19 protein-coding genes and 1 riboswitch are annotated in these 16,829 nt (G+C 44.4%); of the genes, 2 read left to right on the top strand and 17 right to left on the bottom strand.

Annotated elements, in window-relative coordinates:
* Positions 1-124: 124 nt before the first annotated feature.
* From yabG to CA598_RS16755, 6 genes are all read right to left on the bottom strand, one after another.
* A complete protein-coding gene (gene yabG / locus CA598_RS16780; protein ID WP_094872024.1) occupies positions 125-1,027 on the bottom strand; it encodes a sporulation peptidase YabG in 903 nt (300 codons plus the stop codon).
* Between the two features lie 71 nt (positions 1,028-1,098).
* Positions 1,099-1,983 (bottom strand): 16S rRNA (adenine(1518)-N(6)/adenine(1519)-N(6))-dimethyltransferase RsmA, encoded by an 885-nt coding sequence (rsmA, locus tag CA598_RS16775; protein WP_094872025.1) that lies wholly within the window; start codon positions 1,981-1,983, stop codon positions 1,099-1,101.
* Positions 1,980-2,531 (bottom strand): ribonuclease M5, encoded by a 552-nt coding sequence (gene rnmV, locus CA598_RS16770; protein WP_042183831.1) that lies wholly within the window; start codon positions 2,529-2,531, stop codon positions 1,980-1,982. The genes rsmA and rnmV overlap by 4 nt, the downstream gene beginning before the upstream one ends.
* A 175-nt stretch (positions 2,532-2,706) precedes the next feature.
* On the bottom strand, positions 2,707-3,870 hold the full coding sequence (locus CA598_RS16765; RefSeq protein ID WP_094877218.1) for a resuscitation-promoting factor: 1,164 nt from the start codon (positions 3,868-3,870) through the stop codon (positions 2,707-2,709).
* A 281-nt stretch (positions 3,871-4,151) separates the two neighbouring features.
* Positions 4,152-4,381, bottom strand: a riboswitch (cyclic di-AMP (ydaO/yuaA leader).
* Positions 4,382-4,578: 197 nt separating this feature from the next.
* A complete protein-coding gene (locus CA598_RS16760; RefSeq protein WP_094877217.1) occupies positions 4,579-5,349 on the bottom strand; it encodes a TatD family hydrolase in 771 nt (256 codons plus the stop codon).
* Between the two features lie 42 nt (positions 5,350-5,391).
* Complete coding sequence (locus CA598_RS16755; protein ID WP_094877216.1) at positions 5,392-6,675, bottom strand: HD domain-containing protein; 1,284 nt, start codon at positions 6,673-6,675, stop codon at positions 5,392-5,394.
* A gap of 305 nt (positions 6,676-6,980) precedes the next feature.
* Here CA598_RS16755 and CA598_RS16750 point away from each other — a divergent pair, with 305 nt between their 5' ends.
* A complete protein-coding gene (locus CA598_RS16750) occupies positions 6,981-7,235 on the top strand; it encodes an AbrB/MazE/SpoVT family DNA-binding domain-containing protein (RefSeq protein ID WP_042123095.1) in 255 nt (84 codons plus the stop codon).
* Between the two features lie 326 nt (positions 7,236-7,561).
* Here CA598_RS16750 and rsmI read toward each other — a convergent pair whose 3' ends face one another.
* The 10 genes from rsmI to CA598_RS16700 all read right to left on the bottom strand — a co-directional run bounded on the left by rsmI (position 7,562) and on the right by CA598_RS16700 (position 15,325).
* On the bottom strand, positions 7,562-8,476 hold the full coding sequence (rsmI, locus tag CA598_RS16745) for a 16S rRNA (cytidine(1402)-2'-O)-methyltransferase (RefSeq protein WP_094877215.1): 915 nt from the start codon (positions 8,474-8,476) through the stop codon (positions 7,562-7,564).
* Positions 8,473-9,246 carry a tRNA1(Val) (adenine(37)-N6)-methyltransferase gene (locus CA598_RS16740; RefSeq protein ID WP_042183822.1) on the bottom strand — a complete coding sequence of 258 codons (774 nt, stop codon included), beginning with the start codon at positions 9,244-9,246 and terminating at the stop codon, positions 8,473-8,475. Before CA598_RS16740 ends, rsmI begins: the two co-directional genes overlap by 4 nt.
* 124 nt (positions 9,247-9,370) lie before the next feature.
* On the bottom strand, positions 9,371-9,736 hold the full coding sequence (gene yabA, locus CA598_RS16735) for a DNA replication initiation control protein YabA (RefSeq protein ID WP_042123089.1): 366 nt from the start codon (positions 9,734-9,736) through the stop codon (positions 9,371-9,373).
* 31 nt (positions 9,737-9,767) lie between these two features.
* Positions 9,768-10,568 carry a PSP1 domain-containing protein gene (locus CA598_RS16730; RefSeq protein ID WP_042123087.1) on the bottom strand — a complete coding sequence of 267 codons (801 nt, stop codon included), beginning with the start codon at positions 10,566-10,568 and terminating at the stop codon, positions 9,768-9,770.
* Between the two features lie 139 nt (positions 10,569-10,707).
* Entirely contained in the window at positions 10,708-11,682 is a 975-nt protein-coding gene (holB, locus tag CA598_RS16725; protein WP_094872033.1) for a DNA polymerase III subunit delta', read from the bottom strand.
* A gap of 117 nt (positions 11,683-11,799) precedes the next feature.
* Entirely contained in the window at positions 11,800-12,243 is a 444-nt protein-coding gene (locus CA598_RS16720; RefSeq protein ID WP_094872035.1) for a YaaR family protein, read from the bottom strand.
* Between the two features lie 49 nt (positions 12,244-12,292).
* Positions 12,293-12,622 (bottom strand): cyclic-di-AMP receptor, encoded by a 330-nt coding sequence (locus tag CA598_RS16715; protein ID WP_042183817.1) that lies wholly within the window; start codon positions 12,620-12,622, stop codon positions 12,293-12,295.
* Positions 12,623-12,746: 124 nt separating this feature from the next.
* Positions 12,747-13,388: a dTMP kinase gene (gene tmk / locus CA598_RS16710; RefSeq protein ID WP_094877214.1), complete on the bottom strand. Its 642-nt coding sequence runs from the start codon at positions 13,386-13,388 to the stop codon at positions 12,747-12,749.
* Positions 13,389-14,930, bottom strand: a complete 1,542-nt coding sequence (locus CA598_RS16705) for an aminotransferase class I/II-fold pyridoxal phosphate-dependent enzyme (RefSeq protein WP_094877213.1) — start codon at positions 14,928-14,930, stop codon at positions 13,389-13,391.
* A 209-nt stretch (positions 14,931-15,139) separates the two neighbouring features.
* Entirely contained in the window at positions 15,140-15,325 is a 186-nt protein-coding gene (locus CA598_RS16700; RefSeq protein ID WP_042123074.1) for a sigma factor G inhibitor Gin, read from the bottom strand.
* A gap of 208 nt (positions 15,326-15,533) precedes the next feature.
* Between CA598_RS16700 and CA598_RS16695 the strand changes: the two genes are divergently transcribed.
* A complete protein-coding gene (locus tag CA598_RS16695; protein WP_094872040.1) occupies positions 15,534-16,058 on the top strand; it encodes a hypothetical protein in 525 nt (174 codons plus the stop codon).
* Between the two features lie 72 nt (positions 16,059-16,130).
* Here the strand turns inward: CA598_RS16695 and CA598_RS16690 are convergent, their stop codons facing one another.
* Positions 16,131-16,544, bottom strand: coding sequence for a hypothetical protein (locus CA598_RS16690; protein ID WP_094877212.1), 414 nt, complete (start codon positions 16,542-16,544; stop codon positions 16,131-16,133).
* Positions 16,545-16,829: the final 285 nt, after the last annotated feature.

Here is a 16,829-nt window from a genome sequence, read left to right as displayed (position 1 = left end):
AAAGATAACTACCATTTCACGCAAAAAAAGGGTTAAGCTCATCGCTCACCCTTTCTTCGCGTTACTCTATTCGGCCACTCCAAATTACCTATTAGCTTTGAAAAATATGATCAGTGCATGTCGATTAAATTGCGGAAGGTGTCACTTTTAGTTCTGACAGGTTCTGCAGACGCGGCATCCCAATACGGAAGCTGCCACGGGTCTCAATACCGCCGATTCCCTGATTACCACTAATGGTGTTGTTCAAAACCTCACTCAGATTCACCGTATCCCTAATGGGCGTGAACGACGATTTTGCCGCTACATAAACTGGGTCTAAGGCATGGATCAATATCCGTCCAGGAGAACTGGCGAAATTGGCCCCTGCCCCCAGCAGTGCTTCAAAATGTGACTGACAAGCACCTGCAACAATCGTCAACGCATCAAAATTTCGCTCATAGTCCCTAGCCACCCTAATAGCAGCTACGAAGTTTTGCGAATTTTTATAGCTGCTCAGACTGTGAAGATCGTAAGTATGCTGTTGCTTCAGCACCCCGTCATGACCGGTAATCACCACAATGTCTGGACGCACGCGGGGCAGCAGCCGGTATAAAGTGTCAGCCATTGCGGACTCATGAACATGATGACCTTCAGCAGGGATCCGCAATTGTTCGTATAAGCTAAGGCTCTTATTCAAATACGCTGGATCGCCATCCAGATGCAGTACTTTCCCCGGTACTTCAAAATAAGCAGCTTCCTTAGGCGATGGAGCCCATGCGCCTTCTGATAGAGCGCTCCCGCTCCGCTGACTTTGCTCCTGTCGGTCTTTCCGCAGCTGTGTCAGTGATTCATTCGCTTTAATCTGTGCCTGCTGTCCTCGTTCCGTAATCCGGGTAGGAGGCACTTGAACCAAGTCATTCAGAGGAGAATCCGCCAACAGACGGAAATCTGTGCCTTTGATGACCGCTCTGTCCTGCACAATATGATCTACACGAAAAGTCAAATCTCCGCCATAAGATTTACGAACGACCAAGTCTCCTAAATTCATTACAACCACCACCTCTACCCCATCGTATGGGCAAAGGCCTCAGTTGGTTCATAACTAGCTATGTTTTTAGCTTATTCAATTCCAGCAGCCAACAGAACACCGCTCAATCGGGCGTATTCTTCTAGACTTAACGTTTCTCCACGACGGGTTGGTTCAATCCCAGCTTCTGCGAGTAAAGCCTCCAGACGCTCACGTCCCTCTCCAGGGAAGTAACGAGCCTTGAGATTGTTAGCAATCGTCTTACGGCGCTGTGTGAAAGAAGCTTGGACGACCTCAAAGAAGTGCTTCTCACTCTCAACTTCTACCGGTGGACGCTCTCTTACCTTTAGACGGATTACAGCGGACTCCACATTAGGTTGAGGAATGAACACCGTACGCGGCACAATGCAGACGAGCTCAGGCTCGCTGTAGTACTGCACGGCAATGCTAAGGCTCCCATATTCCTTTCCTCCCGGAGAAGCAGCCATACGCTCCGCAACCTCTTTCTGAATCATTACAACGATGTTATCAAGTGGAAGCTTCTCTTCGAGCAGCTTCATCAGAATCGGAGTAGTCACATAATACGGCAGATTGGCAACTACGCTTACCTTGTTCACGGATGCAAAATCTTCTTTGAACAACTCCTGCAGATTTACATTCAGAACATCATCATTACGAACCTTAACATGCGGATAAGGGGAAAGTACGTCTCTTAAAATAGGAATCAATCTACGGTCGATCTCCACAGCGGTTACCGCTCCAGATGTTAGCGCCAAACGTTCTGTCAGCGCCCCAATGCCGGGACCGATCTCCAATGCCCCAGAGCCACTATCTAGCCCGGCAGCGTCTACAATCTTGTCCAATATATTTTGATCAATCAAAAAATTCTGTCCTAAGCTCTTCTTGAACTTGAATCCATAACGTTGAATAATTTCTTTCGTCCGTTTTGGAGTTGAAATTTCCTCTCTACCACTCATGAAGTAATGCCCCCCTGATCAATTTGGGCGAGAGCTCCGGCAAATTCCTCCCGCGTAATTCCAAACATCGCCAGCCGCTTGTACAGCTGCTTGCCATTACAATATCCGATTCCAAGCAAATTACCAAGTGCCATACGTCTTTCAGCTGCCCGAGGGTGTACAAGCATTCCAGCGGCCATTAGATCATCAAGTCCGATTAAAGCAGGTGCTCCTTCAAAAGAGGTATGTACATTCCGCAGCGCATGACGAATCGCCTCTGGAGAAGCGTTCTCCACACCGATATCTCCTTTGCGGGTTGCGTCCTTCTCCGGAATGAAGGCATGCTTGCAGCCCGGCACCTTTGCAGACACAATCTTGCGGATTCGTTCACCGGCGTGATCCGGGTCCGTAAGAATAATCACCCCTCTACGCTCCATAGCAAGCGCGATCTTCGCAATTACGGTCCGGTCTACAGCCGAGCCCCCTGTTTCGATCGTATCTGCTTCTACAGCGCGTTTAACAGCGACGGTATCACTCTTACCTTCGACGACAATTAGTTCCTTAATCATATCTCTGACTCCTTCCAAAAAAAGCAAAAAAGAAGAGGTTTCGCTCCTCTTCTTTTGGTTAAAGAATGTATAAGTGATGAGCGGTTGCTCTGCGATCAACGAAATGATCATCTGGCGTTCCTTAACGGTTATCATCACTATAGCTTATCAAAGAATAATTTGCAAAAGCTTCAGCCTAGTTTAACTCCGGCTTCACAGGTCCAATCACATAAACGGTTCGTGATTTACGACCGAAATTACGAACATGGCTCAGTGAATCGTAGTAGACATCTACTTTATTGCCCTTAATGGCACCGCCAGTATCTTCTGCTCGGCGGAATCCAAGTCCCTCGATATATACCCACCAGCCAATAGGAATTACATTCGGATCTACAGCAATTGTGCGACCTTCCGTTACGCGTGTTCCGGAAGCCGTTTTGGTACCTATACCTGCCTCTTCTGACGAATAAGCTGTCATGGAGACATTCTTAATCATCTTCTTGTACTCAAAGTCTACGCCAGCCTTGCTTGTGACGTTATTAGTCTTGGCGCTAACTTTAGCCGTTTTTGAAGTGGTGTTTGATTTGGAAGTTGTTGTAGTCTTAGCTACAGCCGGCTTAGGAAGTGCTTTGGTACCAACGGCAATAATCTTATCTTTCGTTACCGTTTGTACTTCCTTACCAATCATGCGCATAGAGGCCAGTTCTCCGTCTTGGTAGATCTTTTCAATATGCTGAATCATGACGCCTGGTTTGCCTGCCTGTGCCACTCTAACTGTTCCCACAGTAAGGGAGGGGTCTGCTGTCTTGATGACTCTGAAGGGTAAGTTAGTTGTTCGCTGTACGGTCTGTTTGTTGATGCGAACAATCTTAACCTCCATGTTTGCAGAAATGGTGGTGTCTAACGAAGGGAAAATCTTATCATGACCTTCTAGGGTAATGCCCATTTTCTCAATTGCTTTACCAATTGTATCCTCGGTCGTATATAACGTTTTTGTTGCTCCATCCGCAGTAAGACTAATTTTCTGCGCACGATTGATAACGACACGGTCACCGTCTTTTATTTCATCACTCAGACCTAAAGATAGTTCATCATGCGGCTGTAGCGAAATTTGCTCTTTCTCCAACACATCACCAAGAAGCGCTTCCCGCGTTTCAAGCGTCTGTGTTTGCCCGTCTATTACTAAAAATAATTGTTTGTTACTTTGACCGTGTACGTACAGCAGAATAAGTAACGCGATAGCGACTGAAATCACGCCTGCAAGTAAAAGTACGCGAGTATTTACTTGCTCCCACCGTAATGCGAAAGACCTGCTGGATGACTGCGAATCATGGGATACTTCTGGTTGGAATACGCCCATTCTCTCCATCCTCCTTACATAGCCCCGTCGTCAATTGTATATCATGAGGACTGAATTCCTTTGACGAAACTATTTGAGATTGTCACAGGACACGCACGTAATAACTTAGCGTCTCCTGCTCATGGATCGCCTGCTCGGCACAGCTACTCCCACCCCTGTTATATAACAGTATGTGGGTAACATTCTATTTATTCAAAAATAAAAAAGCCTAAAAAGAGTTCAACTGAGGACTCTTTCGTGGCTTCTCCAATATCAGAATAGAGAATGCTTGTGCACGAGGTTGCCTCTCTTACTTGCGCTTACGGGGTTAGCTGTCGGGTTCGGACGAAAGAGAGACGCCCTATTTCAGGTCACCCGCTCATGGCGGTTGCCCTTAAATTCACCCCAAAGACCACGTGAAGAAATCAAATACTGTCCTACGGCACGTCTAAACCGTATTTTAAATACAGGCATGCGGCAGGTCAATATTGGTTCCCCCGTTCTCCATACGGAGACTCAGCGAGACGATCCATGAATATATGGCTGTCACTGTAACACAGCTCACATCACTGAAAAGATGATATCCTGTTTTGATGCATGTTGTAAAGGACGATTCAACCACGTTTAAGCAAAAATATGGTTAAAATATTGTAATATTCAGCCGTTTTTATATTAAAAAAGTTTAATATATCGGCCATTCTCTATTTTTCGCCTGTTTTTCTCCCGTTTTCACTCAATCCCAAATCGTTCCAGTGCGTTCGCATACGTTATTTTAGCCAATTTTTCCCATGTTAACCCTTTAATTTCAGCTGCTGCCTCTGCTACCAGCTTCACATGAGCGCTCTCATTTCGCTTTCCGCGGAAGGGGTGCGGAGTCAAATATGGAGCATCGGTTTCGATCAATAATCGGTCTAGAGGGGTCTGCGCAAGTACTTCTTTTGGAACTCTTGCATTTTTGAACGTAATAGGTCCTCCAAAGGATAAATGAAAACCAAGATTCAAGCACATCTTAGCTGTTTCCCAGCTTCCAGAGAACGAGTGCATTACGCCTCCAACCTCATTTGCTTTTTCCTCCCGTAAAATCCGTACAACATCCTCATGGGCATCACGATCATGAATACAAATCGGCATATTCAGTTCGCGGGCTAGTCCAATTTGCTTGCGAAAAACTTCATGCTGCACATCCTTGGGAGAAGTATCCCAGTAATAATCCAGTCCGATTTCACCGATCGCCACCACTTTCTTATGACTGCATAGAGAAGCGATCCAATCGAGATCTCCATCTTTCATATCAATCGCATCCTGAGGATGCCAACCCACTGCCGCATAAATATAATCGTAAGATTCCGCCAGCTTCATCGTTGAGGGAATCGTCTCCCGATTAAATCCGATATTAATCATCTTGCTGACTCCTGCTTCTACAGCACGAGCGATAACTTCTTCGCGATCCTCGTCGAATTGAGGCGCATCCAGATGCGTATGTGTGTCAAACAGATACATTTTAACCTTCACTCCTTGTCAAAAATGCTATATTTTTTTGTATTATTTTGCAAAAATCTCTGCGATAGAAGAAGGCAATCGTGTAAGCACTTTTCTCAACTTATCCTGAGGAAAATAAAGATGATATCTGCCACGGTGAATGCCGCTAATAGAACGTACAATATCGGATACCTCTGAAATTTCCCGCAGATGATCATGCCGATCAAGCAGCAGAATTTGTTTATTGTCAAAAGCTTCTCCCGGACGGAACACATCATAGGGCAGATCTGTCGGAAAATCAATCTCCAAATCATATTCTGGGTGAAGACCCGCTGCCGCAAAACTGCTGCGAATTTCAGTAATCATATCTGTATCGAGATTCTCCATCTCAACGTATTTATACAGTTTACGATGAATAAAACGGGTGCACAAGTCGCTTAGTAGCTCATCTTTTTCAAGCGTCCACTGCATAAAAGCCGTCTGTACCAGTGCTTCATCCAGCATTAAATATTGCTTTACTGTCACCTCACCACGGAATAAATCCTCCAGCGGTTTAATCATGAAACTAAAATTGTACCCCTCTTGGAAAAGCTCCTTGGCTCTACGGAAAATTTGTCGCAAAATAATCTCTGAGCTACGTGTCACCGGATGAAAATACACTTGCCAGTACATTTGATAACGCGACATTAAATAATCTTCAATGGCATGCATTCCCGATTCTTTTACAACAACTCGACCATTATAAGGACGCAGCATTCTTAAAATCCGATCAATGTCGATCGTTCCATAGTTTACACCTGTATAGTACGCATCACGCAGCAAATAATCCATGCGATCAGCATCTAGCGGACTTGAAACCAGATTTACAACAATTTCATGCTCATAAGTTTTAGCGATTACTGAGGCTACTTTACGAGGAAAATCCTCCTCCACATCACGCAAGATCTCAGTAATCTCTGTGTCCTCCAGAATAATTCGACAAGTCCAATCCTCATGATTCATTTCAAAAGCTTCTTCTATAGAATGGGAAAATGGACCATGCCCTAGATCGTGCAGCAAAGCCGCACACAAGGTGAGCAGACTTTCTTCAGGAATCCAATCCTTATAACCGCTTCGTTCAAATTGCGAAATAATTCTACGTGTAATTTCGTATACCCCTAGAGAATGAGAAAACCGACTATGCTCTGCGCCATGAAAGGTGAGATACGAGGTACCCAGCTGGCGTATCCGGCGTAAACGCTGAAATTCCTTTGTATTTATTAGTCGCCAAATAATAGTATCCTGCACGTGGATATAATTGTGAACCGGATCTTTGAAAACCTTTTCTTCTGTGAGCGGCTGCTTCATGAGATCAACTCCTTTATTAAATTTAATATGATTTTAACCAATATAAGTATATAATAAGTAATTATGTCGTACTTTGTCGAATGATGACGTTTTTAGTCTTGGTAAATCGACAAAGTTTATTTTTACTTTTTTTTTAGAATTCGCAATTGGTATAGGCAATTCAAAGTTTTAGTGAAAAAGTTCTTAATTCAACCTATGAAAAAAGGTTGACTGTTTTGGGAATCGTTGGTATTATGAATATCATAAAACAGTGAACAATGTCGAATAATGACGTTTTTGGAACATTGAGAGGAGTAACGATTGGTATGATGAAATCAACAGGAATTGTAAGAAAAGTAGACGAACTTGGACGGGTAGTTATTCCCATCGAATTGCGCCGTACTCTTGGCATTGGTGAAAAAGACGCACTTGAAATTTACGTTGATGGTGAACGCATTATGCTTAAAAAATATGAGCCTGCCTGCATTTTCTGCGGCAACGCTGAGAACGTAACTTACTTCAAAGGAAAAATAGTTTGTCATGAATGCATTTCTACTATCCCTACCCCTGTGACAAACTAAAATAAATAGTATATAATAGAACTAATCAAATTGTTAATTCTAACCTTTTCATATCTCCTTGACCTCCCGTGACCGCGGGAGGTATTTTTTTTCTGCAATTACCTGTGTTTCCCGCCCCAAAAGGTGTCTAAAGGATTTACTCCCCCCCATGACACCTATTAACGATGGGTAATACGGTGAGAGCATGAAGTAAAACGAGTTTTTACCATGATCTGGTCTATAATGGGCTTCCTTTTGGGAACCACCTTCAGGCTAGAATCTCGTCAGCTTCGTAATACCCCTCCGCACCTTGTTAACCTCTTAGAATTAGAATCCGTCAATAACACTTACTGCTGCTCCGCTTTATCCAGAAGTGCGTTATAAATATCCCGCTTTGACACACCACGATCAGAGGCTGCTTTTTTCATAGCTTCTTTACGCGGCATGTCTGCTGCTTCGTAATGAGCAACATGTTCTTCAATACTTAACTGGCGCCACCAAGCCGATTCCGCCATTTCAGCATCTTCCTTGCTCTCGCCTTCAACGACGATAACATACTCACCAAGCGGTGGATGTTCAGCGAGCCAATCCGTACATTCCTCGATCGTCCCCCGTAGAAACTCCTCATATCTCTTCGTCAGTTCACGAGCAAGCACAATTCGCCGATTACCAAATGCTTCATGGAGATGAGCCAGTGTCTTCACCACGCGATGTGGAGATTCGTAGAACAGTATAGTCCCTTGCGCCGAACGAAGTGGACTTAAAACCGCACGGATATCTTTACGTTCTCGAGGTAAGAAGCCGATAAAGGTGAAAGTAGTCGTAGGCAGACCAGAGGCAATTAATGCTGACAAAGCTGCGTTAGCTCCAGGTATAGGAATTACTGGTATACCGTGACTTATGGCAAGGCCTACAAGGTCTGCACCAGGGTCGGAAATGGCTGGTAAACCGGCATCGCTGACGAGTGCCAAATTTTTTCCTTCTATTATATAGCGGATAAGTTCAGGTCCACTGGCAGCCTTATTATGCTCATGATAACTGAACAGCATAGAGGGTGTAATTTCAAAATGACTCAACAATTTTCGGGTTTGTCTTGTATCCTCAGCTGCAATAATATCGCATTCCTGCAAAGTACGAACAGCACGATAAGTCATATCCTCTAAATTACCGATGGGTGTTGCCACCAAAAAGAGTGAACCGGTTGATTCCTGCTTATGTGTATTGTTATTGTTCTGAAAACTGCTTTGGCATGATATCGTCATGATTTACCCTCTTTAGCACCATAGTAGATGTCCATAATTTCTGGACAGTATTGATTGTCCTCATTATATACAATGAGTGGTGGATGTAAACGAACCTCCGGCTTACCATCACGTATCGCTTCGATTAATACCATGTTAGCCTCCAGATGCGCACGTGGATGTACAAAGCGGATAATTTTGGGCTCGAGCCTATATTTTCTCATCAAACTAATAATATCGACCAATCGTTGTGGCTTGTGAACCATACTTACCTTTCCTCCGGTGCGAACCAGTCTCACACAGGCTTGAATAACCTCCTCCAGTGTACATCCGATTTCATGACGAGCCATAGCCTGATGAGTGTTCAGCTTGAGGTCACTGCCGTTAAGCGGCATATAAGGAGGATTGACTGTTATTGCATCATATACGCCATGTCCTGCTACTTTATATAACTCACGTAAATCGCCTTCATGGATCACAACCTGATCCTGTAGCCCATTTAGAGCCACGCTACGTCGAGCCATATCCGCTAAACGGGGCTGAATTTCAATCCCTTCTATAGAAGCTTTAGTTCGGGTCGTCATCAAAATAGGAATTACACCATTTCCAGTACAAAGATCCAGGACTCTCCCACGGGGCGGAACGCTGGCGAAACGGGCAAGCAGTACAGCATCCATAGAAAAGCTGAATACTTCATCACTTTGAATAATTCGCAAGTCATGCGTTAATAAATCATCCACCCGCTCCGTCGGCAGCAAAGGAACAGATATATCGTTAAAAGAATTTGTCATGTAGTAATCTCCTAAAATTTTTGTTGAGCTAAAATCTCTGTGCATAATCATCGAAACAAGACTATCTTCATTCAGCTGAAATTCAAAAAAAACCGTAGGATCAATCTCCTACGGCTGGATATCCTCATTTATTAAGAAAAGAAAGACAGAACAGACAATCACCTTCCGTGCGTAAATGTCCAAAATAAACATTACAGATGTGAAAGCCTTCATGGTAAAGCCGGGCCAAGTTGTCATAACCTTCCCCGACAACCTCTTCTGTTCCCTCTCCGGCAGCTAAAAGAGCTTCCGCCTCCGCAGAATCTACGGTAGGATCCAAAGGTGCATCCCGCTTTAAAATTTTGCGAAGCTGTTCATTTTCCAGAGTTAACCTCTGATTCGCTTCCATCAGTTCTTTTACCGTCTGTTTCCATTCTCCAAGATTGGCGCGCATCGTTTCCATCTGTGCTTCCATATCCTGCATGTGTGCAAATATATTTTTCTTCTCCAAGTTTCCACCCCGAAAGTAACCTTATAATGGTTTACTTGACGACAACATCATCCATTGGAAGTTCCTTAACTTTGCCCACTTCAAACAACTGTACATGAACCGTACGGCTTCCGGCATTAAGTCCTACTACTTTGCCATCACCCAATGAGGTCACGACAATCTTGCCGACCGCTGGCATTTCTTCCTTCACACTCTCATAATTGTCATGCTCAAATTTCAAACAACACATCAGACGTCCACAAAGTCCTGAAATCTTCGTCGGATTAAGTGACAGGTTCTGATCCTTCGCCATTTTAATGGATACGGGTTCAAAATCCCCTAACCAAGATGAACAACAAAGTACTCGCCCACAAGGTCCAAGTCCACCTAGCATTTTAGCCTCATCACGCACCCCAATTTGCCGTAGCTCAATGCGGGTCCGGAAAATACTTGCTAGATCTTTAACCAATTCTCTAAAGTCGACCCGTCCTTCGGCCGTAAAGTAAAATATAATCTTATTACGGTCAAAAGTAAACTCTACATCGACGAGCTTCATTTTGAGACCATGGTCGCGTATTTTATTTAAACAGGTGGTAAAAGCCTCTTTAGCGGCCCCTTTGTTCTCTTCAACTACGCGTGCGTCGGTTTCTCCGGCAATACGCATCACTTTTTTGAGGGGCAAAACTACGTCGGATTCTTCCACCTCTTTTTTACCTACGACAACTTTACCGTATTCAACCCCACGTGCTGTCTCCACAATAACATATTGATCCCGTTCAATCGGAAAATCAAGTGGATCAAAATAATATATTTTACCCGCTTTTTTAAAACGGACACCTACTACGCTGTACAAAAATTAACCCCCTTGTTTGCCGGTAAAAGGAACCTATGGGCATGTCCGCTCCCTGATGATCCATGCTTGTCCTTCCTCGTCTGTTAAAACGATATTTCCAGGTAAAGCGACATCCGGAGGATATATCATAACTAATCCTTTAACTTTCCAGTCGGATTAAAAACTGCTCCAGACACAACTGGGCATTGGCATTGGATCGCAGCTTCTTCGAACTCTCTGCAGCAAATCCCATATAAGCCACCCATTGTTCCGCACTCCGCTCACGGGCATGCCTGGAAATAAAGTCTAACTGATCTATGAAAACGATACTCTCATGCTTACGATACAGGAAGTAAAGCATATCTTTAAACCACAGATGGAACATGCTGAAGAAGATATCCAAATGTTCAGCGAGTCCGGTCTTGAACAGCTTCTGCCCAGCAGTTGCTACAGCGGAGCTGCCCTTGCCTAAGGACTCCTTAGCTAATTGTAACATTACATTTCTCATTTCTGCAAACCAATTCTGTTCCAAAAGTTTCCTGCAACCATCAAATCCTGAACTAAGTGATACTGCACATCGAGCTAAGGGTATGGGAACGCCCTCACTTGCCAGAGCTTGGAGCATAATATCCGGGTTTAACGGACTAAATGGAATCCGCTGGGTCCGCGACTGAATGGTTGGCAATAAGGAACGGCTATTATCAGAAATTAAGATTCCAACAGCCGGAGCTGGTGGTTCCTCCAGAAATTTCAGCAGACTATTGGCAGCTTGTACCGTCATTTTGTCTGCTCCATCTATAATATATACTTTCGGATTCACACCCTCTGACCGATAGGAAAAGACGCGCTGCAGCTCACGGATTTGATCTATTTTAATACTTGCCCCATCTGGCTGCAGCAGTGACAAATCAGGGTGGTTTCCATGCTCTACTTTGCGGCACTCCAGGCATTCCCCACAGGCATCGTCCTTGCTCTGGGTACAAAATATAGCTTGGGCAAACATCAGCGCCGTTTTCATTTGTCCACTGCCTGCTGGCCCTGTAAATAAATAAGCATGACTCACAGCTTCTTTGCGCAAGGCATTTTGGAGTAGCCGCGTGGCGTTCTCCTGGCCTACTATATCATGAAAAGGCATAATTTCCTCCCAAAACTTTCAAACATAAACGCCTTCGGCGCCCTTATAAGGACGGTAAGTGTTTAATCAAGAAATATAAGGATAAAGTATTGTGTAAAGCATATACTTTCTTATATTTTAAAAAGAAAGGTTGATTAACAACCCGCGGATTTCTCCAACACGTCCCAACAAATCTATCCGGCCCTGCTCGCTATTCAGCAAATCATCTGCCATAGATAGCAAAGCCGAATCAATTTCCTCAAGCAGCTTGTAACGCTTGCCACGGCCACGCCGATCCCATCCGCGTGTTTCTTTCAGAGTAACGCCTCTTCGAGCCGTTTCTTCCAGAAACCTTTTGATCATCATCCGGTATATAGTGAGTTCACGAATCGTCATGGACTTAGATAAACGATCCCCTTGAGACTGTATCTCTTTGATCTGGCGATTTAGTTCGTCTTTGGTTTTCTGTTCACTTTGCTGCTGAAAAACATCAGAGAATGTTTTTTGCTGAACGGGTTTATTAGCCCCTTCTGCATTTGTCATTTCACTCTTCAAGGGCCTATACCCCGGATTGATCTTCAAAGGTTATCTACCGCCCTTTTTGTAAATGACTTGCTACTCTATATTATACTTAATAATGTTCAAAACGATCTACAGGAAGTACGAATACAGTAGCTCCACCGACTTGTACTTCGACAGGAAGTGGCAAATACGAATCCGTTGTTCCACTCATCGGTGTTACCGGAGTAACTAATTGCTCACGGACTTTACAGCTGTTTCGGATTACGGTTAATACAGATTCAATCTGACTGTCTTCTACCCCGATCATAAATGTCGTATTCCCTGCCCGTAGAAATCCACCTGTACTTGCAAGTTTAGTAGCACGGAAATTGGCTTTGACTAGCTCGCTGGACAACCGGTTACTGTCTTTATCCTGGATAATTGCAATGATCAACTTCATCTTCGCATTCCCTCCCAATAATTTTATGGTGTATTACTACTGAAAGCCCTCTCGTAGTAACCCTTACATCATAAGCACATGCCTAATTATATGTCACTTCTCTTAGTATATTAGACAAAACACCCTAAAAACCCTTTAATACTCTCTCTTCAAGAGTTCTCACAATATCTTGTTCTACCATATGGATCGGGCGATTAGCATCCAGAACTACTATTCTGTCCGGATTGTCCTGGATTAATAATTGATAGCCTTCACGAACCTTTTGATGAAAAGAAAGACTTTCCAGATCCAGGCGATTGATTTCCCGTTCTTCATTCGCTGCAATTCGTGACAACCCTATCTCTGGATCTACATCCAGATAAAAGGTTAGATCCGGCATCCGGTTCCCAATCGCAAAACGATTAATACTCCATACCTCATCCATTCCGAGCCCTCTCGCATGCCCTTGATAAACAAGGCTGCTGTCTACAAAGCGGTCACAGAGCACAGTGAGCCCTTCTCTAAGAGCCGGTTCAACGACTTCAGCGAGATGTTGGCTTCTTGCTGCAGCGTATAGCAATGCCTCTGTACGCGCATCCATAGCTGTATGGGAAGGATCAAGAATAATGGAGCGAATCTTCTCAGCAATCTCAACGCCACCCGGCTCACGTGTAATTCGATAAGGCATGGACCGGTTCTGTAAATAGGCTGCTACTCTACCTAGTACCGTTGTTTTTCCGGAGCCTTCGCCCCCTTCTAATGTTATAAAGAAACCTTCTTTTCCCACTTATGCTTCTCCGCCCTTCTTAATGTTATATACCTCAATACGCTGCAAGACCGGATCAGCACAAGCCTGAAATTTGGCGCCTCCTTTAGCTAAACCTGCCAGTCTTCTTTGGATCAGATCTGTGATCACTTCACCCGGATATAATATTGGGATGCCTGGTGGATAGGGAATAACCATCTCTGCCGCCACTCTATCCACACATTGTTTAAGATCAATGCTTTCAATCTCATTCGCTGACACCGGCTTCAATGAGAAGGGGACAGGATTTGAAATTTGCAAAGAATGGAAATTGTTCCACGTGGAAATATTGCGAGAACCTGATAAGTCGGGAGCGTTCAGTGATTCGTAAGGTTCCTCCGAATCTATTTCTCGCAGCGTCTGCAGCAGTTGATCTGCGTCTCCAGCCTTTGATCCAAGGCTGAACAACAGCACTACGTGCCGTTCGTCGCTCATCTCCGGCACGCAGCCCTTTGCTTCGAGCTTGTGCTGCAGCTCGAAGCCGCTCAGGACCCCGGTGGCGTCATAAATGACGACTTTAAAGGGGTCCTGTGTCACGTACGCCGCCAAAGAATCAGGCGGCGTATTCGGGTGCAGCGGCTTTGCCGGCTGCACTAGTCCGTAGCGCGGCAGCTCCGCGAGCCCGCGCCTCAGGACGTCCACGGCGGCCAGCCCCGCCGTGAAGGCATCATTGCCCCGGCTGTGCAACAGCCGCCGGGCAAGATCCAGCGACGCCATCATAGGATATGATGGGCTGGAGCTCTGCACCATAGCGAGCCGCTGCCGGAGCAGGGCGCGGTCGAGCCGCGGCCCCTGAACATGCAGCATAGCGCCCATGGTCATCGCTGTGAGCATCTTGTGCGTGGACTGCACGACACCGTCCGCGCCACAAGCAAGTGCCCCGGCTGGCAGCGCCGGGTGCTGCCCGTAATGCGCCCCGTGCGCCTCATCCACAAGCAGCGGTACACCGCTGTCGTGACAAATACGCGCGAGGGACGTAAGATCACTACCCATGCCATAATAATTCGGCATGGTAACAAGCACAGCTGCGGCTTCAGGATAGGCTGCAAGTGCAGCCTTAACAGCTTCTGCCGCCGGCGCAACTGCCAAACCGCTAAACGGGTCTATCTGCGGTTCCAGAAAAACAGCACGCACTCCGGCCAACATCAGTCCATGAATGACTGACTTATGCACATTGCGTTGAAGAATCATAATCATTCCAGGCTCGGGACAAGCGGTTAGAATAAGAGCCAGATTGCCTGCTGTACTCCCTCCAACCAGAAAAAAGCTTTCCTCTGCTCCAAAGCAATCTGCGGCTAGCTCTTGCGCTTCCTTGATAACTCCCTCAGGATGATGAAGATCATCCGTTCCGGAAATTTCCGTAACATCATACTTCATTACCTCATCTAAAAAGCCAGCGCCTTCAACGCCATCATATGCCTCTCCATTCTTATGACCTGGCACATGATATGATGTATTACCCATCATTCTATATTGTTCCAGCATTTCGTATATAGGCGCCCTACAACGTTGTAATTTATTCATATTAAATTCCTTCCCATAGGGTTCCTTCTATTTTAACGTAAATATTCGAAAACGCCTACGCTTCAGTGTAAAAGCAGCCCTTTGGACAACAAAACGGCTCCTCCCGCCTGAAGAACGAGGAAGCCGTGTATTGAATATTACTAATGCAGCCTTCGTATCTTTCATCCAGACCGCTCTCTTAATTGCATCATTTAACAGAGTTACTCTACTTAAGCATTCTTTTGCAATCCGATCTTCTTCATCCGGCCGATAAAAAAACGGTACTTGGCATCTTCAGCCTCGGTACGTATCATCTCTGCCTCACATTCCTCGCAAATAAAATGCGAGACAATCACAATACCTTCCTCTTTTACCTGTCCACAAATGATACAAGCTTGCCCGGTTTGCTGTTCCATAACCATCCCACCTTGACTCTTTTAAGAACAGTATGATACACCTTCTATCATTTTAAACCTTTTCATAGTTTTTTCATATCCTTTGTATCGTGCATTATATATATTCCGTTGCAGTTATATCGGTGAATTTCCGCCGCAGTTTAATAAAATACATCCAATCGCCGATATTAAGAACATACGAATTCACGAGGAGGTTAGACTATAATCTATGGAACCCACTACCAAAGGTGCAGCTACATTCTATCAATATAAACTAATTAAAAAAGTCAATCTAACGGTACGCCTGCTGCCTATTTATATTATGCTTCCCTTATTAGTCCTTGTGCTCGAAACCGTATTTCTTTCCTGGTGGAGCATTCTCTACATAATCATAGCAGCGCCTGTAGCCTTCTGGGTTCAATATGTCATTTCACGCTCAGTTCTTTTAATCTCAGGACACCCCATTTCAAAAAGATGGTCTGTCTCATTTAAACTGCCTTGGTTAGGGTTTATGCCTGATCAACACATTAGCTACCGTATATTCCGTAAAGTACAGCTACATAATTTCTATATCGGTCTTTGTATTGCAGCACTCTTTATTTTCTGGTCACCGCCAGCATTTACAGTATCACTGATCACTTGCCACTTATGGCTCCTACTGCCTCGTCTTTATACCCTGTTCAGACTGAATCGACAGGATCAGGGGGGTATGCTAAAATTCAATCCGACCGATGTATCCTATTACTCTCAATAAAGTGCATCAGTACAGCTCATATTATTTTCACTTATTAAAAAATAAACCGCCATCCTTAGGGATGGCGATTCTTTATTTTGTCTTAAGGCCTTTAATGGAGGTCTTCTTTTCTTTAGGAATCATCACTACAAAATAATCATCATGCACTGTTAAATGAACCGTTAACCCATCCTTCAGAAAAACACCCGAAGAATCACTATCATCATCTTCCTGTTCTGTCCATCCCCAGGCTTTAATAGCTTCCAAATAAGGATCCGGAATACCATTCTTCTCCTTTAATCCAGGTAAAGAATAACGTACATAATCCATAGCAACGTTAGTAGTAGTCTGGTCTGGTGAGTTTGCTTCATGCGGGACAGGAAAGCTTTTCTCAATGAGTGCACTCTCAAAAGTATCCCACTTAGGTTCTTTAGTCCCGCAGCTTGCCAGTATTAAAGTTAAAATACAAGAAATCATTATTAACTTAAATATTTTTAATTGTTTCATGCCTTAAATCCTCCCTACCTCTACAATGCATCTAAAGACACAAGAAAATTCAAAGTTAGAATTTATGAGTAGTTCCTTCGTATTAAAGATCTGCTAACTATTAGCACTTTTCTATTATACTTGTATCCACCGCAGCGTCGGTAACAAAAATGTCATTCCACAGTAACCTATACTAATGTTATTACTATCCTTAAATACTTGCATAATAAAAAAAGAAAAAAAGCCACTGCTGATATTATCAACAATGGCTTAATCTGCTTGGCAACGTCCTACTCTCCCAGGACC

The organism is Paenibacillus sp. VTT E-133291, assembly GCF_002264395.1.
Taxonomy (GTDB): Bacteria; Bacillota; Bacilli; order Paenibacillales; family Paenibacillaceae; genus Paenibacillus_AQ; species Paenibacillus_AQ nitricinens.
Note: the sequence above shows the minus strand (reverse complement) of the source record. Positions and strands in the feature narration are given on the sequence as shown.